The organism is Nocardioides daejeonensis (genome assembly GCF_003194585.1).
Taxonomy (GTDB): Bacteria; Actinomycetota; Actinomycetes; order Propionibacteriales; family Nocardioidaceae; genus Nocardioides; species Nocardioides daejeonensis.
This window is the reverse complement of sequence record NZ_QHKZ01000001.1, coordinates 272251-296236: the sequence shown is the minus strand read 5'-3', so window position 1 is coordinate 296236 and position 23986 is coordinate 272251. Positions and strand designations below refer to the sequence as shown.

24 protein-coding genes are annotated in these 23986 nt (G+C 70.0%); 5 read left to right on the top strand and 19 right to left on the bottom strand.

All coding sequences use genetic code 11. From position 1 onward, the window contains the following. Positions 1–35: 35 nt before the first annotated feature. The 7 genes from DNK54_RS01420 to DNK54_RS01390 form a co-directional block, all read right to left on the bottom strand. Entirely contained in the window at positions 36–1319 is a 1284-nt protein-coding gene (locus DNK54_RS01420; protein ID WP_110205169.1) for an SAM-dependent methyltransferase, read from the bottom strand. Continuing rightward, positions 1316–2698 (bottom strand): FAD-binding oxidoreductase, encoded by a 1383-nt coding sequence (locus DNK54_RS01415; RefSeq protein WP_239459853.1) that lies wholly within the window; start codon positions 2696–2698, stop codon positions 1316–1318. Before DNK54_RS01415 ends, DNK54_RS01420 begins: the two co-directional genes overlap by 4 nt. A 125-nt stretch (positions 2699–2823) precedes the next feature. Continuing rightward, entirely contained in the window at positions 2824–3135 is a 312-nt protein-coding gene (locus DNK54_RS01410) for a cytidine/deoxycytidylate deaminase family protein (RefSeq protein ID WP_110205167.1), read from the bottom strand. After that, positions 3128–4444 (bottom strand): hemolysin family protein, encoded by a 1317-nt coding sequence (locus DNK54_RS01405; protein ID WP_110205166.1) that lies wholly within the window; start codon positions 4442–4444, stop codon positions 3128–3130. The genes DNK54_RS01410 and DNK54_RS01405 overlap by 8 nt, the downstream gene beginning before the upstream one ends. A 7-nt stretch (positions 4445–4451) precedes the next feature. Then, positions 4452–4916, bottom strand: coding sequence for an rRNA maturation RNase YbeY (gene ybeY, locus DNK54_RS01400; protein ID WP_110205165.1), 465 nt, complete (start codon positions 4914–4916; stop codon positions 4452–4454). Next, positions 4913–5935: a PhoH family protein gene (locus DNK54_RS01395; protein ID WP_110205759.1), complete on the bottom strand. Its 1023-nt coding sequence runs from the start codon at positions 5933–5935 to the stop codon at positions 4913–4915. Before DNK54_RS01395 ends, ybeY begins: the two co-directional genes overlap by 4 nt. A 144-nt stretch (positions 5936–6079) precedes the next feature. After that, on the bottom strand, positions 6080–6421 hold the full coding sequence (locus DNK54_RS01390; protein WP_110205164.1) for an HIT domain-containing protein: 342 nt from the start codon (positions 6419–6421) through the stop codon (positions 6080–6082). A 93-nt stretch (positions 6422–6514) separates the two neighbouring features. Here DNK54_RS01390 and DNK54_RS01385 point away from each other — a divergent pair, with 93 nt between their 5' ends. Continuing rightward, the gene (locus tag DNK54_RS01385; protein WP_239459852.1) at positions 6515–7093 is read left to right on the top strand and encodes a SigE family RNA polymerase sigma factor; all 579 of its coding nucleotides are present in this window, start codon (positions 6515–6517) and stop codon (positions 7091–7093) included. Further along, complete coding sequence (locus DNK54_RS01380; protein ID WP_110205163.1) at positions 7090–8154, top strand: Gmad2 immunoglobulin-like domain-containing protein; 1065 nt, start codon at positions 7090–7092, stop codon at positions 8152–8154. Before DNK54_RS01385 ends, DNK54_RS01380 begins: the two co-directional genes overlap by 4 nt. A 65-nt stretch (positions 8155–8219) precedes the next feature. Here the strand turns inward: DNK54_RS01380 and DNK54_RS01375 are convergent, their stop codons facing one another. The 5 genes from DNK54_RS01375 to DNK54_RS01355 form a co-directional block, all read right to left on the bottom strand. Next, positions 8220–9485, bottom strand: coding sequence for a cytochrome P450 (locus tag DNK54_RS01375; protein WP_110205162.1), 1266 nt, complete (start codon positions 9483–9485; stop codon positions 8220–8222). A 77-nt stretch (positions 9486–9562) separates the two neighbouring features. Beyond that, on the bottom strand, positions 9563–10303 hold the full coding sequence (locus DNK54_RS01370; protein WP_110205161.1) for a 16S rRNA (uracil(1498)-N(3))-methyltransferase: 741 nt from the start codon (positions 10301–10303) through the stop codon (positions 9563–9565). A 2-nt stretch (positions 10304–10305) separates the two neighbouring features. Then, on the bottom strand, positions 10306–11475 hold the full coding sequence (gene dnaJ, locus DNK54_RS01365; protein WP_110205160.1) for a molecular chaperone DnaJ: 1170 nt from the start codon (positions 11473–11475) through the stop codon (positions 10306–10308). Between the two features lie 37 nt (positions 11476–11512). Further along, the gene (hrcA, locus tag DNK54_RS01360; RefSeq protein WP_110205159.1) at positions 11513–12535 is read right to left on the bottom strand and encodes a heat-inducible transcriptional repressor HrcA; all 1023 of its coding nucleotides are present in this window, start codon (positions 12533–12535) and stop codon (positions 11513–11515) included. Positions 12536–12682: 147 nt separating this feature from the next. Next, entirely contained in the window at positions 12683–14566 is a 1884-nt protein-coding gene (locus DNK54_RS01355; RefSeq protein WP_162602260.1) for an endonuclease/exonuclease/phosphatase family protein, read from the bottom strand. An 81-nt stretch (positions 14567–14647) separates the two neighbouring features. Here DNK54_RS01355 and DNK54_RS01350 point away from each other — a divergent pair, with 81 nt between their 5' ends. Together DNK54_RS01350 and ybaK are read left to right on the top strand one after the other, a co-directional pair. Next, on the top strand, positions 14648–15313 hold the full coding sequence (locus tag DNK54_RS01350) for an LON peptidase substrate-binding domain-containing protein (RefSeq protein WP_110205157.1): 666 nt from the start codon (positions 14648–14650) through the stop codon (positions 15311–15313). Next, positions 15313–15798: a Cys-tRNA(Pro) deacylase gene (gene ybaK / locus DNK54_RS01345; protein WP_110205156.1), complete on the top strand. Its 486-nt coding sequence runs from the start codon at positions 15313–15315 to the stop codon at positions 15796–15798. The genes DNK54_RS01350 and ybaK overlap by 1 nt, the downstream gene beginning before the upstream one ends. A gap of 7 nt (positions 15799–15805) precedes the next feature. On the opposite strand, the gene DNK54_RS01340 is transcribed toward ybaK, so the two are convergent. The 7 genes from DNK54_RS01340 to DNK54_RS21375 all read right to left on the bottom strand — a co-directional run bounded on the left by DNK54_RS01340 (position 15806) and on the right by DNK54_RS21375 (position 23525). Then, complete coding sequence (locus tag DNK54_RS01340) at positions 15806–16378, bottom strand: hypothetical protein (protein WP_110205155.1); 573 nt, start codon at positions 16376–16378, stop codon at positions 15806–15808. Then, a complete protein-coding gene (gene dnaE, locus DNK54_RS01335) occupies positions 16375–19935 on the bottom strand; it encodes a DNA polymerase III subunit alpha (RefSeq protein WP_110205154.1) in 3561 nt (1186 codons plus the stop codon). The genes DNK54_RS01340 and dnaE overlap by 4 nt, the downstream gene beginning before the upstream one ends. A gap of 100 nt (positions 19936–20035) precedes the next feature. After that, positions 20036–21004 carry a DUF2332 domain-containing protein gene (locus tag DNK54_RS01330; protein ID WP_110205153.1) on the bottom strand — a complete coding sequence of 323 codons (969 nt, stop codon included), beginning with the start codon at positions 21002–21004 and terminating at the stop codon, positions 20036–20038. Further along, positions 21001–21465, bottom strand: a complete 465-nt coding sequence (locus DNK54_RS01325; RefSeq protein ID WP_239459851.1) for a GNAT family N-acetyltransferase — start codon at positions 21463–21465, stop codon at positions 21001–21003. The genes DNK54_RS01330 and DNK54_RS01325 overlap by 4 nt, the downstream gene beginning before the upstream one ends. A 5-nt stretch (positions 21466–21470) precedes the next feature. Then, positions 21471–22400, bottom strand: a complete 930-nt coding sequence (locus DNK54_RS01320) for an RluA family pseudouridine synthase (protein WP_110205152.1) — start codon at positions 22398–22400, stop codon at positions 21471–21473. Beyond that, positions 22393–23016, bottom strand: a complete 624-nt coding sequence (lspA, locus tag DNK54_RS01315; RefSeq protein WP_239459850.1) for a signal peptidase II — start codon at positions 23014–23016, stop codon at positions 22393–22395. The genes DNK54_RS01320 and lspA overlap by 8 nt, the downstream gene beginning before the upstream one ends. A 50-nt stretch (positions 23017–23066) precedes the next feature. Further along, positions 23067–23525 (bottom strand): TraR/DksA family transcriptional regulator, encoded by a 459-nt coding sequence (locus DNK54_RS21375; protein ID WP_239459849.1) that lies wholly within the window; start codon positions 23523–23525, stop codon positions 23067–23069. On the opposite strand from DNK54_RS21375, the gene DNK54_RS21370 reads away from it, so the two are divergent. Continuing rightward, positions 23479–23874: a hypothetical protein gene (locus DNK54_RS21370; protein ID WP_239459848.1), complete on the top strand. Its 396-nt coding sequence runs from the start codon at positions 23479–23481 to the stop codon at positions 23872–23874. The two genes, DNK54_RS21375 and DNK54_RS21370, sit on opposite strands and share 47 nt — an antisense overlap. The last annotated feature ends 112 nt before the right edge of the window (positions 23875–23986 follow it).

Below are 23986 nucleotides of genomic sequence, written 5' to 3'. Positions count from 1 at the left end.
GCTGCGCCTAGGCCGCCCAGTCCGGGCGGCTGCGTCTAGGCCGCCCAGTCCGGGCGGCGGGGGAACTCACTGTCGCCGTCGTCGTGGTTGCGCGTCGCCAGCACCTGGTGCAGCTCGATCTCATCACGCTCGAAGGCAAGCCGGGAGCCAGCCATGTAGAGCCCCCAGACGCGGGCGATCTCGATGCCCGCCTCCGCGACGCACTCGTCCCAGTGCTCGGCGAGGTTGGCCGACCAGCCGGCCAGGGTGCGGGCGTAGTGAGTGCGGAGGTTCTCGGTGTGCTGCACCTCCAGGCCGGCGTCCTGGGCGGCGGTCACGATGGTCCCCGAGCCGGTGAGCTCCCCGTCGGGGAAGACGTAGCGGTCGATGAACTGGCCGGTGCTGGTGGGCCGGTTGTGCGGCCGGGTGATGCAGTGGTTGAGCAGCCGCCCACCCGGACGCAGCCGACTGCGCAGGAAGGAGAAGTACGACGGGTAGTTGGCCACCCCGATGTGCTCGGTGAGGCCGATCGAACTGACCGCGTCGAAGCCGCTCTCCGCGACGTCGCGATAGTCGAGGTGGCGCACCTCGACGAGATCGTCGAGCCCCTCCTCCTTGATCTTCGCCTGGGCCCACTCCGCCTGCGCCGCGGAGAGGGTCACGCCGAGCGCACGCACGCCGTGCTCCCGCGCGGCGTGCCGCACCATGCCGCCCCAGCCGCATCCGACGTCGAGCAACCGCATGCCCGGTCGCAGGGCCAGCTTCTGGGCGACCAGCTCGTACTTGGCCCACTGCGCCTCCTCCAACGTCACGTCGTCGTCGGCGTGCACCGCGCAGGTGTAGGTCATCGAGGGCCCGAGCACCATCTCGTAGAAGCGGTTCGAGACGTCGTAGTGGTGCGCGATCACCTCGGCGTCGCGAGCCTGCGAGTGCCGCAGCCCCTCCACGATCCGTCGCCACCGCGGCAGGTGCTCGGATGCCGGCGGCGGGGGCGGCACCAGGGTGGAGATGCCGATGTTGCGCAGGATGGTCGCTGCCTCGGTCACGCTCGGCTTGCGGAACCGGAGATGGTTGAGCAGCAGCTGCATGACCGGGTACGGGTCCCCGGGGCTCACCCCGCGCACCTCGAGGTCGCCGCTGACGTAGGCCCGCGCCATCCCCAGGTCGCCGGGCGCGGTCAGCAGGTAGGAGAGCCCACGCTCCGTGGCCAGGTGGAGGTGGAACGGCGAGTCCTGAGGACCCGCCGCGCTGCCGTCGTAGGCTGTGAAGCGGAGGGGAAGGCCGTCGACCAACAGGTTGTCGACGGTCTGGGCAAGGGAAACCGGAGTGGTCAGGCTCAACGTCGTCGCACCGCCTTGTCGTGGAGGGTGGTCAGGCGGCTGTCGGGGTCGTAGCGCTCCCGCAGCCGGGTCAGGTTGTCGGTGTCATAGAGACGGTCAAAGGTCTCAGGGTCGTAGAACGCCTCGGAGTAGAGCGACTTGTGGCCGTCCAGGGCCTCCACCCGCTCTTCGATGGCCCGGTTCAGGGGGCCCGACGGAGCATCGGGGCCGACCGGCACGGTCCCCCAGAAGCCTGCGTTCACGTAGGTGCGCCCCGGCTCCAGCGGGTACGTCGGCCAGGGACGCGCGCCACCGCCGGCTCCGGAGCGCAGCCGGAGCGGGCAGAGCCAGACCGGGCGCATGCCGACCTCGCCGTCGAACCAGGTGAGGAACTCCCCGAGCCGCTCCAGGGGCACCTCGACGTCCTGGATCACCCGCTCCCGTTGCGGCCGGCCCTTCCAGCGATCGATCCGGTCGACGATGCCGTAGCGCCGATCGAGACCGACCAGCTTGTGGTAGACGTCCGAGCGGCGCCAGCGGCGCGGCCACAGCCGCCGGACCCGCGGATCGTGGAGACCGAAGGCGCCGGAGCACCAGAACCAGTCGGTGTCCCAGCGCCACAGGTAGTCGTAGGTCGTGAGCAGGTCCTCGGAGCGCTCCTGGAGCGAGCGGTAGTAGATCTGCTGGCCGGTATAGGAGGACGGTGCCCCGGCATAAGGGCCGCGCCCCCAGTGCGCGAGGGTGAGTCGCAGGTCGTCGGGAGCAAAGGCCACGCCGTCCATCGCGTCGACCCGCTGCCCGGCCCACGTGCCGGTGGCGACGACCTCCTCGACCACGGCGGCCAGCTCGGTACTGTCGTGGAACGCCAGGTGGCGGAGCCACACCTCGCCAGGTACAGGCTCGAGCGCGATCCGCAGCCTGGTCGCGTAGCCCAGACTGCCGTAGGAGTTGGGGAAACTGCGGAAGAGGTCGGCGTGCTCGTTGTCGGGCGTCGCCGTCACGATCTCACCTGCGCCGGTGAGGAGATCGAGCTCCAGCACCGACTCGTGCGGCAGGCCGTTGCGGAAGCTCGTCGACTCGATGCCGAGGCCGGTCACCGCACCGCCGAGGGTGATGGTGCGCAGCTGCGGCACCACGAAGGGCATCAGTCCGTGCGGCAGGGTGGCGTCGACCAGGTCTTCGTAGGTGCACATGCCCTGTACGTCGGCGGTGCGCGCCACCGGGTCGATCGCGATCACGCCGTCGAGCCCACGGACGTCGAGCGCCCCACGCACCGGGTCGCGCGGACGGAAGAGGTTCGAGGTGCGCTTGGCAAGACGAACCGGATGACCGGGCGAGATCGAGGCCATCGAGGCTCGCAGTCGCGCGACCGCGGCCTCGTGCTGGCTCCATCCCTGCAAGGACGGGGACGTTACCGCTGGAGCAGTCACGATGCCCAACGTAGCCGGATTGACTGCACCTGCCAACCTTGTTTTCGGGTAGCCGGAGCAGGGCGTTTCGGGTAGCCGGAGCAGGCAGGGTCCCCTCAGGCGAGGTGGACGACGACCCCGTCGCCGGCGAACTCCCGGATCGCCTCAGCGTCGACTTCGGCCAGCGTCTCGGCGCCCATCACCACGACCGCCTCGAGGCCCTTCGCCCCTGAGGAGAGGGCCATCGCCAAGCAGACACCGACCGCGCTGACCTGCAACGAGGGCAACGCGACGGTGGCGCCGGCGTACGTGCGCCCGTCGAGGTCGCGAACGGCTGCGCCCTCCGCGGCGCCGGTCCGGGCCCGGGTGGCCCGGGCGAGGGTGACGAGCTTGCGGTCCTCTGCGGAGAGTGCGGTCGGGTCAGGCATGGGGTTCAGCGTAGTCAGCGTCAACGCCCGGCTCCTCGGCCGGTACGGCCAGCCGGATCACCACACGGCCGACGCGGTTGCGTCGCCCAGCGGGCGCCTCCGCCTCGAAGCGCAGGCCGTACGCGATCGCCACCGATCCCGGCAACGGCACCCGGCCCAGCTCCTTGGCGAGCAGCCCGCCGACCGAGTCGACGTCGTCGTCATCGACCGGGTGCCCGGGAAAGAGCTCCGCAAGGTCGTCGATCGGGTAGCGCGAGGAGACCCGGTAGCCGCCGTCGGCAAGCGCCTCGACCTCGACCTCGCCGGCGTCGTACTCGTCGGTGATCTCGCCGACGATCTCCTCGAGGACGTCCTCGATGGTGACCAGGCCGGTGGTGCCGCCGTACTCGTCGACCACGACCGCGATGTGCTGGCGGCGGGCCTGCATCTCGGTGAGCAGCTCACCGGCGGGCTTGACCGCAGGCACCCAGTGCGCGGCCCGCATGTGCTGGTCGATGCGCTCGGTCAGCTCAGCCTCGGCGTGGTCGAAGACCCGCCTTGAGATGTCCTTGAGATAGGCGACGCCGACGATGTCGTCGAGGTTCTCGCCGACCACCGGAATCCGCGAGAAGCCACTGCGCAGGAAGAGCGACATGGCCTGGCGGAGGTTCTTGTGGCGCTCGATGAAGACCACGTCGTTGCGCGGCACCATCACCTCGCGCACGACGGTGTCGCCGAGCTCGAAGACCGAGTGGATCATCTTGCGCTCGCCGGACTCGATGACGCTGGACGCCTCGGCCATGTCGACGAGCTCGCGCAGCTCGGTCTCCGTGGAGAACGGGCCGTCGGTGAACCCCTTGCCGGGCGTGAGCGCGTTGCCCAGCAGGATCATCAGCTTGGGAAGCGGGCCGAGCACCCGGGTGACCAGTACCAGCGGGCCGGCCGAGAAGAGCGCGACGGGGACGGCGTGCTGACGGCCCAGGGTCCGGGGAGCGACCCCGATGACGACGAACGAGACCAGCACCATCGAGGCGACGCTGACCAGGACCGTGTTCCACCAGCCGTCGATCGTGGAGGTTACCAGGCGGGTCGCCAGGACGATCCCGGTGACCTCGCAGAGCATCCGCAGGAACAGCGCGGTGTTCAGGTAGCTGGCCGGGTCGTCGAGCACCTGCAACAGGCGGCGTGAGCCGGGCTTCCCCTCGGCGGCGATCTCCTCGGCGCGGGCCCGGGAGAAGGCGCTGAGGGCCGCGTCGGCGGCGGTGAGCAGGCCGGCCAGCACCACCAGCAGGACGATGGCGATCAGTGCCCAGAGATCCGCAGACTCCATCGTGGGGTCAGGCCTCCGAGGTGGCGACCTGGCGCCATTCGTCGAGGAGCTGGGCCTGAAGGCCGAACATCTCCTTGTGCTCCTCCGGCTCCGCATGGTCGTAGCCCAGGAGATGCAGGATGCCGTGCACCGTCAGCAGGTCGATCTCGGCCTCGGTGCCATGACCGGCGGTCTCTCCCTGCCGCTCCGCCACGACCGGGCAGAGCACCAGATCGCCGAGCACACCCTCCTCGAGCTCCTCGTTGACCATGCCCGGGCGCAGCTCGTCCATGGGGAAGGCGAGCACGTCGGTCGGCCCCTCCTTCCCCATCCACTGCTCGTTGAGGTGGGCGATGGTGGCCTCGTCGACCGCCTTGATGCACAGCTCTGCAAGGGGATGGACACGCATCTGGTCCATCACGAACCTGCTGAGCCGGGAGAGTCGCTGGACGTCTATCTCACGCCCGGACTCGTTGATCACCTCGATGGTCACTGGTGCTTTCCTCCGGAACGGTCGGCCCGGGCGCGCTCACCGCGGGAGTCGAAGTCGTCGTACGCCGCCACGATCTGCCCGACCAGGCGGTGCCTCACGACGTCGTGGCTGGTGAGCCGGTTGAAGGAGATGTCCTCGACGTCGGTGAGGATCTCCTGGATCACTCGCAGACCCGAGCGGGTGCCACCCGGGAGGTCGACCTGGGTGACGTCGCCGGTGACCACGATCTTGGAGCCGAAGCCCAGCCGGGTCAGGAACATCTTCATCTGCTCCGGCGTGGTGTTCTGCGCCTCGTCGAGGATGATGAAGGAGTCGTTGAGCGAGCGGCCACGAAGGAAGGCCAGCGGCGCGACCTCGATGGTGCCGGCGGCCAGCAGCTTCGGGATGGTCTCGGGATCGACCATGTCGTGGAGTGCGTCGTAGAGCGGCCGCAGGTAGGGGTCGATCTTCTCGGTGAGCGTCCCCGGCAGGAAGCCGAGCTTCTCCCCCGCCTCCACTGCCGGGCGGCTGAGGATGATCCGGTTGACCTCCTTGCCCTGCAGAGCCTGCACGGCCTTCGCCATCGCCAGGTAGGTCTTGCCGGTGCCTGCCGGGCCGATCCCGAAGGTGATGGTGTGGTTGTCGATCGCGTCGACGTACCGCTTCTGGTTGAGGGTCTTCGGCCGGATCGTGCGCCCGCGGTTGCTCAGGATGTTCATGCTGAGCACGTCGGCGGGGCGCGTCTCGGTCTCGGTGCGCAGCATGCCGGCGACCCGCTCGACCGCCTCGGCGCTGATGCCCTGACCGGTGCGGATCAGCGTCACCAGCTCCTCGAGGCAGCGTTCGACGAGCGCGATCTCGGCCGGCGCGCCGTGCATGGTGATCTGGTTGCCGCGCACGTGGATGTCGACATCGAACGCGCGCTCGATCCGGGTGAGGAACTCGTCGCCGGGCCCGAGCAGGCTGACCATGTTGATGCTGGCCGGGACCACCACGGTGTGGCGGGTGCGGGAGGTGTCCTTGTGAGGGGTGTCAGTCATCGTGCCGACCATGCTACGGCGCACGCCCTCAGCGGCGCAGTCGGATTCCTCTCCGCTCCGATGGAGCATGTGGGCTGCCGAACCCCGAGAACGCAGCCCGTTGACTCCATCGAAGCGCCCCAGGCGCCCGGCTCAGCGCGTGTCTCACCCAGGCGGCCAGGTGAAGGGACGACCACCGAGCACGTGCAGGTGGGCATGGAAGACCGTCTGCTGGGCAGCGGCGCCGGTGTTGAAGACCGCCCGATAGCCCTCCAGGCCCTCCTGCTCGGCCACCGTGCGGGCGAGCAGGAACATGTCGGCCAGGGCCTGAGGCTCCGCAGCGGCAACCTCCGCAGCGTTCTCGTGGTGGCTGCGCGGCACCACGAGAACGTGCGTCGGCGCCTGGGGCATCAGGTCCCGAAACGCCACCGACAGCTCGCTCTCGGCCACGATGTCGCCCGGCAGGTCGCCTGCCACGATCTTGCAGAAGATGCAGTCTGCGCTCATGACACCCGACAATAGAGGGCACGGTCGTGGAGATTCGACACGCACCACCCCTCCGCAGGTAAACCGACCGGCCGGGCTCGTCGTCGTACTAGCGTGACCACCCATGCACTCCCCCTGGATCGGGCCTCGCCGGTGACCGTGCCCCCCGACGTGTGGGACGCCGATGCCGCAGTCGGTGCGCTCTACGCCGCGCACTGGCGTCAGCTCGTGCGTCTCTCCGTGCTCCTCGTCCGCGACCTCGGCACCGCCGAGGAGGTCGTGCAGGACGCGTTCGTGGCGATGCACGGCCGCTGGCACCGGCTCCGCGACCCCGACAAGGCACTCGCCTACCTGCGCCAGAGCGTGGTGAACCGCAGCCGGTCGGTGCTGCGACACCGCGGTGTCGTCAACCGGCACCTCGCCCGGGAGGCGGCGGCTCCGCTACCCACTCAGCCGGGTGCGGACCAGGCGGCGCTGGCAGCCGAGCAGCGCGGCGCGGTGCTCGACGCGCTGGCCGACCTGCCGCGCCGGCAGCGTGAGGTGCTCGCGCTGCGCTACTACCTGGATCTCTCGGAAGCAGAGATCGCCACCACGCTGGGCATCAGCAAGGGCGCGGTCAAGAGCCATGCCTCCCGCGGCGTGGCCGCCCTGCGCACCCGTCTCGCCCCCCACGGCTCGGAGGAGCTCCGATGAACGACCACGACGACGACCTCCGTCGGCTCCTGCACGACGCCGTCGACCACGTCACCCCGCACGAGGGGCTGACCAGCATCCGCAGCAAGACCAAGGAGAAGAAGATGTCCGCACGCCGTCCTGTCCTCTTCGGCGCCGGCGGCGCCGCCGTCGCGACCGCTGCCGTGATCGGGGTGATCGTCTGGTCCGGTGGCCTCGGCGGCGGCGACGACAAGCCCGACTCCGGTCCGGCGTCCGCACCGACCGCACCCAGCGCGACCGTCGACGACAGCACGCCCAGCGAGCCGACGACGACCGGCAGCACCGACGCGCCGGAGCCGTCCTCGACCAGCGCCGCTGTCCCGGTCTATTACATCGGCGACACGCCGCGCGGCCCCGGCCTCTACCGTGAGTTCCACCGCAACCCCGACGGCACCGACCCGATCTTCGCGGCGGTCGACGCCGCGATCCGCCAGCAGCCGCTGGACCCGGACTACCGGACGGTGTGGCCCGAGGGGGCCGAGGTGCAGGAGATCGGCGTGGAGACCGACCGGATCGTGATCGGCCTGACCGGCGACCTGCGTGAGCGTCCCTCCAGCATCTCCGCCAAGGACGCCGCCATGGCGGTGCAGCAGCTCGTCTACACCGCCCAGGCCGCCCACGGGCAGGGCCGGGTGCCGGTGCAGCTGACCCTGAACGGGTCACCCAGTGACACCATTCTCGGCGTCCCCACCGCCGAGCCGCTGGCCGCGGGCAAGCTCTTCAAGACCCTGTCGCTGATGAGCATCACCTCCCCCGCCGAAGGCGCCACCGTCTCCGGCAGCTTCACCGCCACCGGGGTCGCCAACAGCTTCGAAGCCTGGGTCGGCTACCAGATCCTCAAGGACGGCCAGGAGGTCGCCACGGGATTCGGTACGGCGGAGGGCGCGATGGAGGAGAAGCTCTTCCCCTGGGAGGTCGAGGTCGACCTCAGCGGCCTGGCACCCGGTGAGTACGTGCTGCGCTTCCACACCGACGACCCGACCGGCGGCGCCGAGGGCAACGGACCGGACGAGGACACCCGCACCATCATCGTGAAGTGAGCGACGTCGCCGGAGGTCGAGCCTGTCGAGATCTCGACAAGCTCGATCACCGGTGACACGCACGATCACCAGGGGCGGGCGAGAACCTGCCTGACGCCGTACACGAGTGACGAGGGCAGGAAGCCCGGGTCGTCGTCGGTGAGCCGCATCTGCGGGAACCGGCGAGCCAGAGCCGGGTACGCCGCCCGGAGCTCCATGCGCGCGAGCTCAGCACCGACACAGCGGTGGATCCCGTGCCCGAAGGCGAGGTGGGAGGCCGGCGTGCGGGTGGGGTCGAAGGAGTCGGGCGCCGCGCCGAAGCTCGGGTCCCGGTTGGCTCCGGGGAGCGAGACCAGAACGACGTCGCCGGTGCGCACCAACTGGCCGCCGACCACGATGTCGTGCTTGGCGAAGCGTGGGAAGGCGACCTGCACCACCGACAGGTAGCGCAGCAGCTCTTCGACGGCCGGGCCGACGAAGTCAGGGTCCTCGGCCATCTGCTGCCAGGCGGTGGGATGGCCGAGCAGGACGGCGGTGCCCATGGCCAGCATCCCCGCGCTGGTCTCCATCCCGCCGGTGAAGACGCCGTCGGCGAGGCCGGCCAGGTCGAAGTCCGAGATCTCGTCGCCGTGCTCGCGAATGATCTGGCCGATCAGGCCCGGCCCCGGCTCCCGTCGCTGCCGGGCGGTTGCCTCCTTGAGGAACTCCCGCGAGGCGGAGATCGCGCCCAGCGCACCGACGCCGCCGGAGGTCACGTCGAAGCGCGCATGGCCGAGCTCACGGAACGTCTCACGATCCCGGTCAGGCAGGCCGAGCAGGTCGCAGATCATCAGGAACGGGATGGGGAAGGCGAAGGCGGGCACCAGGTCGACCACGTCATGGACCCGGGCGCGCGCCTCGATCTCGTCGAGCTGGCCGGCGATGATCCGGTCCAGCGAAGGCTGGATCCGCTGCAGCCGGCGCATCGTGAACTCCGGGGTGATCAGGCGCCGGAGCCGGGTGTGGTCGGGGGGATCGGTGAAGCCGAGGCCACCGATGTCACCGTCCGCAGCACCTCGCTTGCCGACGTAGGGCCGGATGTCGGTGCTGAAGGCATCCTGTTCGGTCAGCGTCTGACGGCCGGCCTCCTCGCCGGTGACGAGCCAGATGTCGATGCCGAGCAGGGATCCGAGGCGGTGCACCGGCTCACTCGCCCGGGTGCTGGCCAAGCGCGGGTCCGGGTCGAACCCGTCGCGCCGCAGCGGCCAGGAGAGGTGCTCGGGGATCCTGTCGAGGCGCGACAGATCCACTGATCGAGCCGGAAGCACGGTGAGCAGCGTCCGGCGAACCAGCCCCAAGATCTGTCGCTTCATGAGCCATAGCCTCTCGCATCGACCGCTCCGACCGCGTCAGGGACTCCCCTGACTTCGTCCCGGAGCGCCGGATCGAGTCATGCCCAGCGGGCGCTGCGTCCCAGGAGGGTCGCCATCGCCGCCACCCCGGCGGTGGAGGTGCGCAGCACCTCGCTGCCCAGGCGGACGGCGGGCGCGCCCGCCTGCGCGAAGGCCTCGATCTCCTCCGGACTCACCCCGCCCTCGGGGCCGACGACGAGCACCACCGGCCCCTCCGGGTCCGGGGTGACGCCGGCCAGGGGCGCCCAGGCCTCCTCGTGCAGCACGAACCCCTGGGTGGCCGAGCCGAGCAGCGCCACGACGTCAGCGGTCGTGGCCAACCCGGTCACCTCGGGGAACCAGGAGCGACGTGCCTGCTTCGCCGCCTCCCTCGCGGTCGCCGCCCACTTCGCTCGGGACTTCTCCGCCCGCTCACCACGCCAGACCGCAACCGAGCGGGAGGCCGCCCAGGGCACGATCCGATCGACGCCGAGCTCGGTGAGCATCTCCACCGCCAACTCGCCCCGGTCTCCCTTGGGCAGGGCCTGGACCACCGTGAAGGCGGGGGTCGGACGCGGATCCATCCGGCGCTCGGCGACCTCGACGACGAACCGGCGCTTGCCGACCTCCGCGACGCTGCCGGTCACGGAGACTCCCGCACCGTCGGTCAGCACCACCTGCTCGCCGGCGCGCAGTCGGCGTACCGCCACCGCGTGGTGTGCCTCGTCGCCGGTCACCTCGACCGGGGTGCCGGGCGCGGCGTCCGTCAGGTCGGGCACCCAGTGCACATGAGCCGTCATGGTCAGTGCGGGTTGAAGGCGTCGCGGAGGCGGCCGAAGACGGACTTGTGCTGCGGTCCGACGGCACCGGTCGGCGACTCCTCACCACGCAGCTCCGCCAGCTCGCGCAGCAGCTCCTCCTGGCGCTCGTCGAGCTTGGTCGGTGTATCGACCACGATGGCGACGACGAGGTCACCGCGGCCGGTGGTCCGCAGCCCGGGCACGCCTCGTCCACGGAGCACCTGCTCGGTGCCGGACTGGGTGCCGGCTCGCACGTCGAGTGCGAACTCGGTCTCGATCTCGCTGTCCTCGCCGGCGAGGTCGGCCTCCAGGGTCGGCAAGGTGAGCTGCGTGCCGAGCGCGGCCGCAGTCATCGGCACCGTGACCGTGCAGTGCAGGTCGTTGCCTCGACGCCGGAAGGTCGGGTGCGGCGCCACCTGGATCTCGACGAACAGGTCGCCGGCAGGGCCCCCACCCGGGCCGACCTCTCCCTGGCCGGAGAGCTGGACCCGGGTGCCGGAGTCGACACCAGCGGGGATCTTGACAGTGAGCGTACGCCGCGAGCGCACCCGGCCGTCGCCGGAGCAGTCCCGGCAGGGGTCGGGGATGACGCTGCCGAAGCCGCGGCAGGCCGCGCACGGTCGCAGGGTGCGGATCTCTCCCAGGAACGACCGCTGCACATGAGCGACCTCACCGGCGCCGTGACACGTCTCGCAGGTGACCGGCTTGCTGCCGGCAGCGGCGCCATCGCCCTTGCAGGTCTCACAGACCACCGCGGTGTCGACCTTGAGCTCACGCGTGACGCCGAAGGCAGCCTCGGCAAGCTCGATCTCCAGCCGGATCAGGGCGTCCTGGCCGCGCCGCACCCGCGAGCGGGGACCGCGCCCCTGCGCCTGCCCCGCGCCACCCCCGAAGAAGGCGTCCATGATGTCGGTGAAGGAGAAGCCGGCCCCCTGGCCGAAGCCGCCACCCATGCCGCCGAAGGCGTCGCCACCGCGGTCGTAGCTGGCCCGCTTGGCGGGGTCGCTCAGCACCTCGTAGGCGTGGCTGACCTCCTTGAACTTCTCCTGGGTCTCCGGGTCGGGGTTCACGTCCGGGTGCAACTGTCGGGCAAGGCGGCGGTAGGCCTTCTTGATCGCGTCGGCGTCGGCGTCCCGGGGCACCCCGAGGAGCTCGTAGAGGTCCTGGCTCATCTGTCCTTCTGTGTTCACATCGTGGGCCCGACTCGGGTCAGGCCTCGTCGAGAATGCGGGAGACGTAGCGCGCTACCGCACGCACGCTGGCCATCGTGGCCGGGTAGTCCATGCGGGTCGGACCGACGATCCCGAGGGAGGCGATGGACTGCTCGCCGGGGCCGTAGCCGGCCGCCACCACGCTGGTCGTGGCGAGGTTCTGGAACGGGCCCTCATGGCCGATCCGCACCGTGACCAGCCCGTCGCTGCCGGTCTCGCCGAGCAGCTTGAGCAGCACGACGTGCTCCTCCAGCGCTTCGAGCAGCGGGCGGATGGTCGTGTCGAACTCGCCGAAGCGGCTGAGGTTCGCCGTGCCGCCGACCGCGACACGTGCGTCGGAGCGGTGGTCGGACATGGCCTCACGGACCGCCACCGCAGCGGTGCGGGCAGCGGAGGCGAGCTCGGGCCGTACGGTCGCGTGGAACTCGCCGAGCGTCGTGACCGCGTCGCTGATCTGCTCACCCGCGACGGCGCCGTTGAGGCTGCCCCGGAGCTCGGAGAGCTCGTCGTCGGCGAGCTCCCCCTCGAGCTCGACCAGTCGCTGCTCGACGCGACCGGTGCTCAGGATGAGGACGGCCAACAGCCGGGTCGGGGTGACCGAGACGAGCTCCACATGGCGAACCGTGCTGTTGCTCAACGTGGGGTACTGCACCACCGCGACCTGACGGGTGAGCTGGGAGAGAAGGCGGACGCTGCGCTGGACCACGTCGTCGACGTCGACGGCTCCGTCGAGGAACGAGGCGATGGCCCGGCGCTCCGCAGCCGACATCGGCTTGACCTGCGTCAGGCGGTCGACGAAGAGCCGGTAGCCCTTGTCGGTCGGCACCCGACCCGCACTGGTGTGCGGCTGGGTGATGAACCCCTCGTCCTCCAGCACGGCCATGTCGTTGCGCACCGTGGCCGGCGAGACACCGAGCTGGTGGCGCTCGACCAGCGCCTTCGACCCCACCGGCTCCTCGGTGGAGACGTAGTCCTCCACGATGGCCCGGAGCACCGCCAATCGCCGGTCCTCGACGACCATCGCTCCTCCTCACGTCCCGCCGTGCTGGCACTCAAACTCTGCGAGTGCCAAGGATACTCCGGGTTGTCCAACGTCTCGCGCTCGCTGCGCGTCACGCCGGTCACGCCGAACACGGGCACCCGCAGTCACGGGGCACCCGCTCACCGCTCACCGGGCGATTCTTACCGAGACCGGCAGGTGGTCGGAGAGCTCCGTACGCACCGTCCGAGCGCCGGAGACCACCACGTCGGGAGTGACCAGCAGGTGATCGATCTGCTCGACCGGGCGGTCCGCTGGCGAGGTGAAGAGCGGCCGCCGCTCCGCCAGTGCGTCGACCAACCCCACCGCCAACAGGGCACGGAAACTCTCGCTGTCCGGTGGGATGTTGAGGTCGCCGCCGAGGACCAGCGGCCGGCCCTTGGCCAGTCGGCCCGCGACGATGTCGGCGATCTGACGGGCCTGGAGGAGGGATCCACCCCCGAGGCCGGACGCGGCCGGCTGCAGGTGGGTTGAGACGACCTCGTAGCGATCGCCCGCCTTCGTCACCGTGGCAGTCAGCACCTGCGCGCCGGTCGGGGCGCCGAAGTCCCGAAGTGGATGGGACTCGACGTTGCTGATCGGGAGGCGGGTCAGGATCGCGTCGCCCCAGACCGGGTCGGCGGCCGGGCCGAAGTGCGCCTCCATGTCGAGCAGCCGGGCCAGGATCCGGAGCTGGTCCTGGCCTCCGTTGAGCAGCCAGCCGCGGTCGATCTCGCTCAGCAGCACCACGTCGGGCGCTTGGCCGGCGATCAGCTCGGCGACCTCACGGACCTGGAACTGACCGTCCATGCCGTAGCCCATGCGCAGGTTCCAGGCCAGCACGCTCAGCCCGGGCTCCCGTCCGGTTGGGATCGAGTCGAGCGGCCGGATGGTCACCTGGGGGCCGACCCAAGCCACCCCTGCCGCGACGAGCGCGGCAGCGACGATCCCGGGCACCGCGGCACGGTGCCGGTCGACGCCGCCAGCAACCCGTGCCGGGTCGGCCGCGTCCCGGCGCGCGGCGAGGACTCCCGCCAGACCGAGCGCTGCGGCCAGCACGGTCAGCACCCAGTCCGCGCGGTAGCCGAGGTCGTAGCCGGCGTAGTAGGCGAAGAAGAGCAGCACCCAGGTGATCCCGCCCGTCCACATCGCCCAGCCGAAGCCCGCGGGCGGCACCTCCGGACCGCTTCGCAACGGCTCGACCGCTCCGGCAAGCATCACCAACAGCCCGGCCAGGGCGACGATGCCGGCGGCGGCAGCCAGCCCGGTGGGCTCCCCTGCCAGGACGAGGGCGGTCGCGGCGGCGAGGACGACCGCGGCGATGACCGCGACCGACGGCGACAGGCGCGGAACGAGCAGCGCCACGCCCGCGGCCGCGACGGTCGCTCCCGCCACCAGGGCCGCGCCCCATCCGCCGGCAGCCGCCGACGCCCGGCCGACGTTCGCCAGCGCCACGCCGGCCAACAGCAGCGCGGGGAGGAGGGCGAGTGCGAACCGGGGCGGACTCGCCCCCACCCAGCGCTCACCACGCAGGCTCAGCAGCACCGCGGCGGTCTGCACGGCAAGCAGTCCCCATGCCCAGGCGTCGGCTCGCCATACGGCTCCCCAGGAGCCGAGTGCGGCGTGCGTGAGCGTCGCCACGGCCAGCCCGGTCATCACCCCGGCCGCCAGGACGCGCGAGCCGAACGGAGCGACGTAGAGCCATGCCAGCGCGGCGACCAGACCGACGGTGGCGATCCAGAGCTGGGGATCGCCACCACCGACCCACTGCAGCGCGATCCGCGCCAGCAGGGCGACGACGAGCAGGCCAGCGGCAGTCCGGGCGCGCCGCTCCGGACCGACCCGGCGGAGCACCAGCAGCAGCACCGCCGGGCTGGCCACGACCACCACCGCGAAGAGGCCCATCAGCTCGGCGGGTGTGCTGGCCGCCTGCCCGAAGATCGTGATCAGCGAGGGTGCCCAGACTCTCTGGAGGTCGATGAGCAGCCAGACTCCAGCGGCTACCGGGAGGATGCGAGGAAACAGACGCGGCATGGGGACCATCATGGACTGACTGGGTCAGATGTACCAGAGACCTCGTAGGGACGGATCGAGCCGGACAGTAGGCTGCCCGTCGTGAGCGTGACGATCCCGATCTTCCCCCTCAACGCGGTGGTGATGCCCGGTCAGGTGCTCCCCCTGCGAATCTTCGAGGAGAGGTACGTCGCCATGCTTGCCCACCTCCGACAGGAGACCGACCCCGCGCAGCGGCTCTTCGGCACGGTCGCCATCCGTGACGGCCACGAGGTCGGTGCGCCGGCCCAGGCCTGGTTCCGGATCGGCTGCCTGCTGCAGCTCACCGACGTCGAGCGCAACGCCGACGGCAGCTACGACGTCGAGGCAGTCGGCCGCAGTCGGCTCAGGCTCGACCGCCTCGACCACACCGGCCCCTTCCCCGAGGGCGACGTCGAGCTGCTGGAGGACCCGGTGCCCGAGCAGGCCGCGCAGCTCGCCCCGCGGGCATTGGCGACCTTCGAGGAGTACCGGCAGGCGCTCTCGGCCGTGAACGGCGAGGAAGTGCTCGTCGGCGCTCTCCCCCGCGATCCGGCCATGCTGGCCTGGAGCATCTCCGCCGCGACCATGTTGACGCTCCCCGAGCGCCAGGCGCTGCTCGAGGAACCGGATGTCGCGCTGCGCCTCGCCCTCGCGATCGACCTCATGCGCCGCGAGATCCAGGCCATGACCACCCTCCCGTCGCTGCCTGCCACGCAGATCGGCCGGACCGCCTGGAGCCCGAACTGATGGCTCGCAAGGCCCCCGCAGGCACACCGGCCGTGATCGCGCTGACCCAGGCCGGCATCCCCCACACGTTGCACGCCTACACCCACGATCCGCGCGTGACGAACTACGGGCTGGAAGCCGCCGAGGCGCTGGGCGTGGAGCCCGAAGCGGTCTTCAAGACCTTGCTCGCCGACGTCGACGGCCGCCTCGTCGTGGGGATCGTGCCGGTGACCGGCCAGCTCGACCTCAAGGCACTTGCCCGCGCCGTCGGCGGCTCCAAGGCCGCGATGGCCGACCCTGCTGCGGCGCAGCGGGCCACCGGCTACGTGGTCGGCGGAATCTCACCGATCGCCCAGGTGCGTAGCCACCCGACCGTGCTGGATGAGACCGCGATCCTGCACGAGACGATCTATGTCTCGGGCGGACGGCGCGGTCTGGACATCGGCCTGCGCCCCGACGACCTGCTGATGCTCACCGACGGAACCTACGCGGCCATCGGGAGGTAGCCGTGTCTCAGGAGGGGCTGTGGGCGACCTCGCCCTGTCCCGCCGGAGGCACGTCGACCGCAGCGGGATCGCGGCGGGGCACCGCGCCGTCGCCGGGAAAGCCCACCAGCACCAGCACGCTGCCCACCAGTGCGCCGCCGGGGAAGCCCAGGAACCAGGCCACCCGCGACGCGGTCAGCGCAGCCTCAACGGTCGGGAACCCGTCGCTGTAGTCCGCGTTGACGTCGATCGACTGCGGCGCGTCCGGGCCGAGCCAGGAGCCGACCGCGACCATCAGCAGCCCGGCAGCGAGCGCTCCCACCACGACCAGCCCCAGCGTGACGAGCTCATCGTGGTCGTACACCCACATGAAGACCGCGCCGAGGACGAGGCCGACCGGCACGGCGACCGCCAGGTAGAGGCCGGTGGAGCGGAACTGCTGGTCGGGCTCGAAGAACGGCTTGCCGCCGTCGAGCAGGTAGGCGTTGGTCGCCGGCGCCGGCGACCACCACCAGTACCAGAGGAACGCGGCAGCCACCCCGACGAGCAGGAACGCACCGAGGGTGATCGCCACCTGGCGAAGCACCGCCGGGCGGGTCACTGCCCCAGGCACCCGGGCCCCAGGAGCTGCTTGAGGTCGGCGAAGAGAGCAGGCGTCGGTGTCACCCGAAGCCGGTCATCGAGCCGAAGGACGGTCGTGGCGTTGCGGGTCATCAGCTTCAACTGCACCTCCGACATTCCGGGATGGGTGGACAACACGTCCTTGAGCTGCTCGACGATCGGTGGGGTGCACCGGGTCGACGGCATGCTGATCACCACCGGTCCGGACGGGCCGTCGTTGAGATCCGGGAGGCTGACCTCCTGCCCACGCAGCTCCGGCTGGTCCTTGTCGCGGGAGAGCGTGCCCTTGACCCTGATGATCGAGTCCTCGGCCAGGTGCGGCCCCGCAAGCTGGTAGGAGCTGGGGAAGAAGAGCACCTCGATCGCCCCGTCGAGATCCTCCAGGGTGACCGTCGCCCAGGCATCACCGCGCTTGGTGATCTTGCGCTGCACCTGCGTGATCAGGCCGCTGACGGTCAGCATCGTGCCGTGCGGCCGGTCTTCGTCGAGCAGCAGCTGCCCGATCGTGCAGTCCGTGCCCTGGGAGAGCACGTGCTCCAAGCCGAGCAGCGGGTGGTCGGAGACGTAGAGGCCGAGCATCTCCCGCTCGCTGCTCAGCAGCGTCATCTTGTCCCACTCGTCGATCTCTTCGTTGATCTCGACGTAGGTCGACGCACTGCCTGCCTCCTCGGCTCCCAGCATGTCGATCAAGGAGTCCTGACCGCCACCGTCGTTCTTCTTCGCCTCGACATAGAGATCGACGGCACGCTCGTGGACCGCCACGATGGAGCGGCGCTTGTGCTTCATGTCGTCGAAGGCGCCGGCTTTGGCCAGCGAGTCGATGACCCGCTTGTTGCAGACGATCAACGGCACCTTGCTCATGAAGTCGTTGAAGTCGGTGTAGCGCCCCTCCTGGCGCCCTTGGATGATGCCGTCGACCACGTTGTGGCCGACGTTGCGTACGGCGGTGAGACCGAAGCGGATGTCGGTGCCGACGGCCGTGAAGTTGTGGGCCGACTCGTTGACGTCGGGCGGCAGCACGTGGATCTTCATCCGCCGGCACTCGTTGAGGTAGATCGCCATCTTGTCCTTGTCGTCCTTGACGGACGTCAGGAGCGCGGCCATGTATTCGGTCGGGTAGTTGGCCTTGAGGTACGCCGTCCAGTAGGTGATGACGCCGTAGGCCGCCGAGTGCGACTTGTTGAACGCGTAGTCGGCGAAGGGGACGAGGATCTCCCAGAGCGTCTTGACCGCGTCTTGGGGATACCCGCGCTCGAGCATGCCGGCCTCGAAGCCGGCGTACTGCTTGTCGAGCTCCTCCTTCTTCTTCTTGCCCATCGCGCGACGCATGTTGTCTGCGGCGCCCAGGGAGAAGCCGGCGAGCACCTGGGCGATCGCCATCACCTGCTCCTGGTAGACGATCAGGCCGTAGGTCTCCCCCAGCACCGGCTCCAACGCCTCGGCGAGGGCCGGGTGGATCGGCTCGATCGGCTGCCGCCCGTTCTTGCGGTGCGCGTACTTGTTGTGGGAGTCGGCACCCATCGGCCCCGGTCGGTAGAGCGCGCTGACCGCGGTGATGTCGGCGAACTTGTCGGGCAGCATCGAGCGGAGCAGCGCCCTCATGCCGCCGCCATCGAGCTGGAAGACCCCCAGGGTGTCGCCCCGGCCCATCAGCTCGTAGGTGGCCTTGTCGTCGAACGGCAGCTCCTCGAGCACGACCTGCTCACCGCGGTTGGCCAAGATGTTGCCCAACGCGTCTTCGAGGATGCGCAGGTTGGAGAGACCGAGGAAGTCCATCTTGACCAGACCCAGCGACTCACACATCGGGTAGTCGAACTGGGTGATGACAGCGCCGTCCTGAGGACGGGCCATGATCGGCACGATGTCGATCAGCGGCTCGCTCGACATGATCACGCCGGCGGCGTGGACTCCCCAGTTGCGGATCTGGCCTTCGAGGCCGACCGCGGTCTGGTAGATCTTGCGGACCTCGGGGTCCTGGTCGTAGAGGGCGCGGAACTCGCCACCTTCGCCGTAGCGCTTGTGCTCCTCGTTGAAGAGGTCCTTGAGCGCCACGCCCTTGCCCATCACGTCGGCAGGAAGTGCCTTGGTGATGCGGTCGGAGATGGCGAAGCCGTGGTCGAGCACACGAGCGGCGTCCTTGATCGCCGCCTTGGCCTTGAGCCGGCCGAACGTGGCGATCTGCGCGACCCGCTCGGCGCCGTACTTGTCGCTGACGTACTGGATCACCTCGCCGCGACGGGCGTCGTCGAAGTCGATGTCGAAGTCGGGCATCGACGGGCGCTCGGGATTGAGGAACCGCTCGAAGAACAGGCCGTGCTCAAGCGGGCACAGGTCGGTGATGCTGAGGGCGTACGCCGCGATCGAGCCCGCGCCGGAACCGCGGCCCGGGCCGACCCGGATGCCGTTGCGCTTGGACCACTGGATGAAGTCGGCAACCACCAGGTAGTAGCCGCAGTAGCCCTTCTGCGAGATGATGCCGAGCTCCATCTCGACCCGGTCGCGGACCTCCTCGGTGAGTCGCTCCCCCGGGTAGCGAGCCTCGATGCCCCGCCAGACCTCCTTGCGGAACCACGACTCCTCGGTCTCCCCCGCCGGCACCTCCGCACGCGCCATGTAGCCGCCGGTCGACTCGGTGAACTCGACGTTGGCGCGCTCGGCGATCAACAGGGTGTTGTCACACGCCTCGGGCATCCCGAACTCGTCGGCCCACAGCGCCCGCATCTCCGCGGCCGACTTGATGTAGTAGCCGCCACCGTCGAACTTCAGTCGGTTCGGGTCGGAGAGCCGCTTGCCGGAGGCGACGCAGATCAGGGCGTCGTGGGCGTCGGCGTCCTCCGGGTTGTTGTAGTGGGAGTCGTTGGTGGCGATGGGCTGCAGGCCCATCTGCTTGCCCAGTCGGAGCAGGTCGTCGCGGACCCGCTTCTCGATGGAGATGCCGTGGTCCATCAGCTCGAGGAAGACGTTCTCCTTGCCGAAGATCTCCTGCAGCTCCGCCGCCTCGCGCACGGCCTCGTCGTACTGCCCCAGGCGGAGCCGGGTCTGGATGGCACCGCTCGGGCAGCCCGTGCTGACCATCAGGCCCTTGCTGTGCTCAGCCAGGATCTCCTTGTCCATCCGTGGCTTGTAGAAGTAGCCCTCGAGACTGGAGCGCGAGGAGAGCCGGAAGAGGTTGTGCATGCCCTCGGTGGTCTCCGCCCACATCGTCATGTGGGTGTAGGCACCGCCGCCGGCGACGTCGTTGCCGCCCTCCTCGGCGAGATCGCCCTTGCCCCAGCGCACCCGGCGGCGCTCGCCGCGCTGGGTGCCCGGGGTGATGTAGGCCTCGATGCCGATGATCGGCTTGACGTCGTACTTCTTGGCCTTCGACCAGAAGTCGTAGGCACCGTGCAGGTTGCCGTGGTCGGTCATCGCGATCGACGTCATGCCGAGGTCGCGCACCCGGGTGAAGAGCCCGTCGAGCAACGAGGCGCCGTCCAGCATCGAGTATTCGGTGTGAACGTGCAGGTGGGCGAAGGAATCACCGGAACCGGCAGCCATGGATACGAGCAACTCCTGCGGGTCGAGAGGGAGAAAAACAGCCTACGTCGTGCTGGGGATCATCCTGACAGAGCACACCGACACAATCGGCCGGCTCCACTCATCGACCGTCGATCCAGCCGAATGAGCGTCCGTGGCCGTGCGTCCACGCGACCGCCTGGCCGTCGAGACCGAGCACGAAGCGCCCGGGGCGAGGCTCCGGAGCCGTGGCCGCCACCTCCGGAAGCACCGTGGCGGCCTCGTTGCTGATCCAGCGGCAGGCACCGTCGGCGACCAGCCCTCGCATCAGCTCCGCGAACTCGGCCCGGCGAGCGGGTGGCAGGTAGGCGATCACCGCGCTGTGCTGCACCACGGGCGTACCACGCCGCGCCGCGTCGGCAAGCAGCCCGGGCAGCAGTTCGAAGAGGTCGCCGCGGCGGAGCTCCGGAGGCTCCGCGCGCGCTACCTCGATCGCCACCTGGAGCTGTCGGCGACGGTCGTCCTGCTCGGGCCAGACGAGATTCGCGAGCCAGGCTGCCGCGTCGGCGTCCGTCACGTCGAGCGGGTTCAGGTCGCACCCCGCACGCCAGCGGACGGAGGGATGCCGCTGCGGCACCGGGAAGGCGCCGTCCGGCACCGATCGCAACGTCGGTCCTCCACTGCGGAGCTCCCCGTACGGCGACCAGTCGTAGTCCCAACGGTCCGGGTAGAGGCAGAGGCCCCCGCTGGCACCGACCTCGACCAACGCGATCTCCCCGCCGATCAACCCCAGCACCGGAGTCAGGGTGGCCATCCGACCGGCCTCGTTGGTCTGCGTGGCCCGGCTGAGGATCGTCTCGCGGACGGTCGCGGCGCGGCCCAGCAGGACCTCCCGGAAGCCCTCGTAGGCGCCTGGCGCAGGAGCGCCGTGCCAGCGGGCGGCGGCGAAGACCAAGTTGGGTTGCTGCTTGACCGGGGGCAGTCCAGCCAGCCAGTCGAGCACCTCCTCGTCGGCGGCGACGCGAGTGCTCCAGTCGACGAAGCACGGCGAGTCCCGCGCATGCTCGGCGAAACCCAGGTACTGCTCCCGTACGGCGCCCCAGGGGTTCACGTCCCCATCCTCCCTCGCCACTGCAGCTCGATGTCGGGCGCCCCCTCCTCGTTCTCGGTGCCGTCGGTGCGCCGCACCTCTGTGAAGCCGTGACGCTCGTAGAAGCGTCGCGCTCCGAGGTTGCTCACGAAGACCCAGAGGCCGATCCCTGCCGGCCGCAGCGACTGCGCCAGGCCGAGGAGCGCGGAGCCGATGCCCTGGCCGGCGTGCCGCGGATCGACGTACAGGTGGTCGAGCCAGGTCGAGGTCAGCGCCGCGAAGCCGACGACCGCCCCGTCACGCTCAGCCACCCAGAGCCCGACGGCGCTGAGATCCCAGCCGGCCACCCCAGCACGCACCTCCGCCTCAGGGTGCACGAACGGAGGCATCGCCGGGTATGCCGCGCGGCGTGAGGCGACCAACACCTCGGCGACCTGCCCGAGGTCGCTCGCCGTCCCCGGACGCAGCAGGAGCTCCTCCACGCCGCTCAGTGTGCCTCGCGGATGACGTCCAGCGCGTGTTGCAGGTCGGCGGGGTACGTGGAGACGTAGGTGACGTAGTCGCCGGTGTCGGGGTGCTCGAAGCCCAGCTTCACCGCATGCAGCCACTGGCGCTCCAGGCCGACGCGCCGCGCCAGCACCGGGTCGGCGCCGTAGGTCATGTCTCCGACGCAGGGGTGTTTCAGCGCCGACATGTGCACCCGGATCTGGTGGGTGCGGCCGGTCTCGAGGTGGATCTGCAGCAGGCTCGCGAAGCGGTGGGCCTCGAGCGTCTCGTAGTGGGTGATGCTGTGGCGACCGTCAGCCATCACCGCGAACTTCCAGTCCGACTTCGGGTGCCGTCCGATCGGCGCGTCGACGGTGCCCTCGAGTGGGTCTGGGTGCCCCTGCACCAGCGCGTGGTAGGTCTTGTCGACGGTGCGCTGGCGGAAGGCGTTCTTGAGGCGGGAGTAGGCGTGCTCGGACTTGCAGATCACCATCACGCCGGACGTTCCGACATCGAGCCGTTGCACGATCCCCTGGCGCTCCGGGGCTCCGCTGGTGGCGATGCGGAAGCCCGCGGCAGCGAGATGGGCCACGACCGTGGGGCCGGTCCAGCCCATGCTCGGGTGGACCGCGACGCCGACGGGCTTGTCGATCACGACGATGGAGTCGTCGTCGTGGATGATCTTGATGCCCTCGACCGCCTCGGGTACCACTGCCAGCGGGTCCCGCTCGTGCGGGATCGTCACGTCGAGGGTCGATCCCGCGGTCACCCGGTCGCTCTTGCCGACGCCACGACCGTCGAGCTCGACGTGGCCGGAGGCGATCAGCTCGGCGGACTTCGTGCGGGACAGTCCGAACATCCGGGCCATGGCGGCGTCGACGCGCTCGCCGTCCAGCCCCTCGGGGATGAGGACCACGCGCTGCTCAGTCATCGTCGGTCCGCTTGTCGGCCTCGTCCCGGCTTCCGTCCAGACGGATCCCCCGCAACGCCTGGATGATGATCACGCCTGCCGCGATGTTGATGCAGACGTCGGCGACGTTGAAGACCGGGAAGTTGGGCAGCGCGAACATGTCGACGACGTGACCGCGGAAGAAGCCCGGTTCGCGGGTGAGCCGGTCGATCAGGTTGCCGCAGATCCCAGCGAGCAGGAAGCCGAGCCCGATCGCCCAGAAGCGATCGGCGACCCGGAAGGAGAGCACGATCACCACGATCGCCGCAAGGCAGGCGAAGCCGGCAAGGATCTCCGTCGCCGAGGTGCCCATGCTGAAGGCCGCACCCGGATTGCGGACCAGACGCAGCCCGAGGAGGTCTCCCAGCAGCGGACGCGTCTCGTACGGCGTGAGGTGGGTCAGCGCCGCATGCTTCGACCATTGGTCGATCCCGACCATGACCAGGGCAGCTGCCCAGAAGAGCAGCCGACTGACCCCGCGGCTGCGCGGAGAGGCGACGGGGCTCTCGGGGTCGGTTTCGTCGGGTCCTGGTCTCCGGTCTCCGGCACCCCGGGACGCTCCTCGCGCTGCTTCCATCTCGCCCCGAGTCTTCCACATGGGGTGTCGACTCCCCGCTTCGCCGGGCGCGACCCGGGACGCCGCGCGGCTCAGTACGCCCGTTTCTCCTCGCGCTGCTTGCAGGTCATGCACAGGGTCGCCCGCGGAAAGGCCATCAACCGCATCTTACCGATCGGGTTGCCGCAGGACTCGCAGACGCCGTAGGTGTTGTCGTGGATCCGCTCGAGGGCCCGCTCGATCTGGGCGAGCATGTCGCGGGCATTGTTGAAGACGGTCAGCTCGTGGTCGCGCTCGAAGCTCGAGGCTCCGACGTCGGCCTGGTCGTGCCCCGCACCGTCCCCGGAGTCGCGCAGCAGGACGGTGATCTCCTCCTCGTGCTCGCGCAACTCGGCACGGAGTCGGTCGGCGTGCTCGTGCAGCTCGGTGAGGACCTCCTGCAGCTCCTCGGGAGTCCACTCGGACTCCTCCGGACGCACGGCGAGCTTGGCCGGGGCCACCGCCTTGGCCGGGCGCTTCGCGCCCGCCTTCTTCGCCGGGGCCTTCTTCACGGGTGCCTTCTTCGCTGGCGCCGTCTTCTTCGCCGGGGCGCTCTTCTTCTTCTTCGCGGGAGCCGTCTTCTTCGCCGCAGCAGTCTTCGCCGCGGCAGCCGGTGCGCTCTTCTTCGCGGGAGCCTTGGCCGGAGTGCTCTTCTTGGCGCTGGCCTTCTTCGCCGGGCTCGTGGCCGCAGCCTTCTTGGCGCTGGCCTTCTTCGCCGGGGCCTTCTTGGCGGGGGCCTCCGCCTTCGGCGCCTCGGCTGCGCGCGTGCGCGGCTGGATCGCTCGCTTCACGGCAGCGGCTGCTGTACCGACCATCGACCTCTTCGAACCGCGTGCCATCGTCCACGTCCTCTCGGCCTGACCCGCGCGAGGCCGCGCGTGCCGTCAAGTGGGAGGGAGGCTAGTGGGTGCCGCCTCGTTACTCAATGCGCCACGCTCAGATCGGCGCCTCGCCGGGCCGGGAACGCCGACGG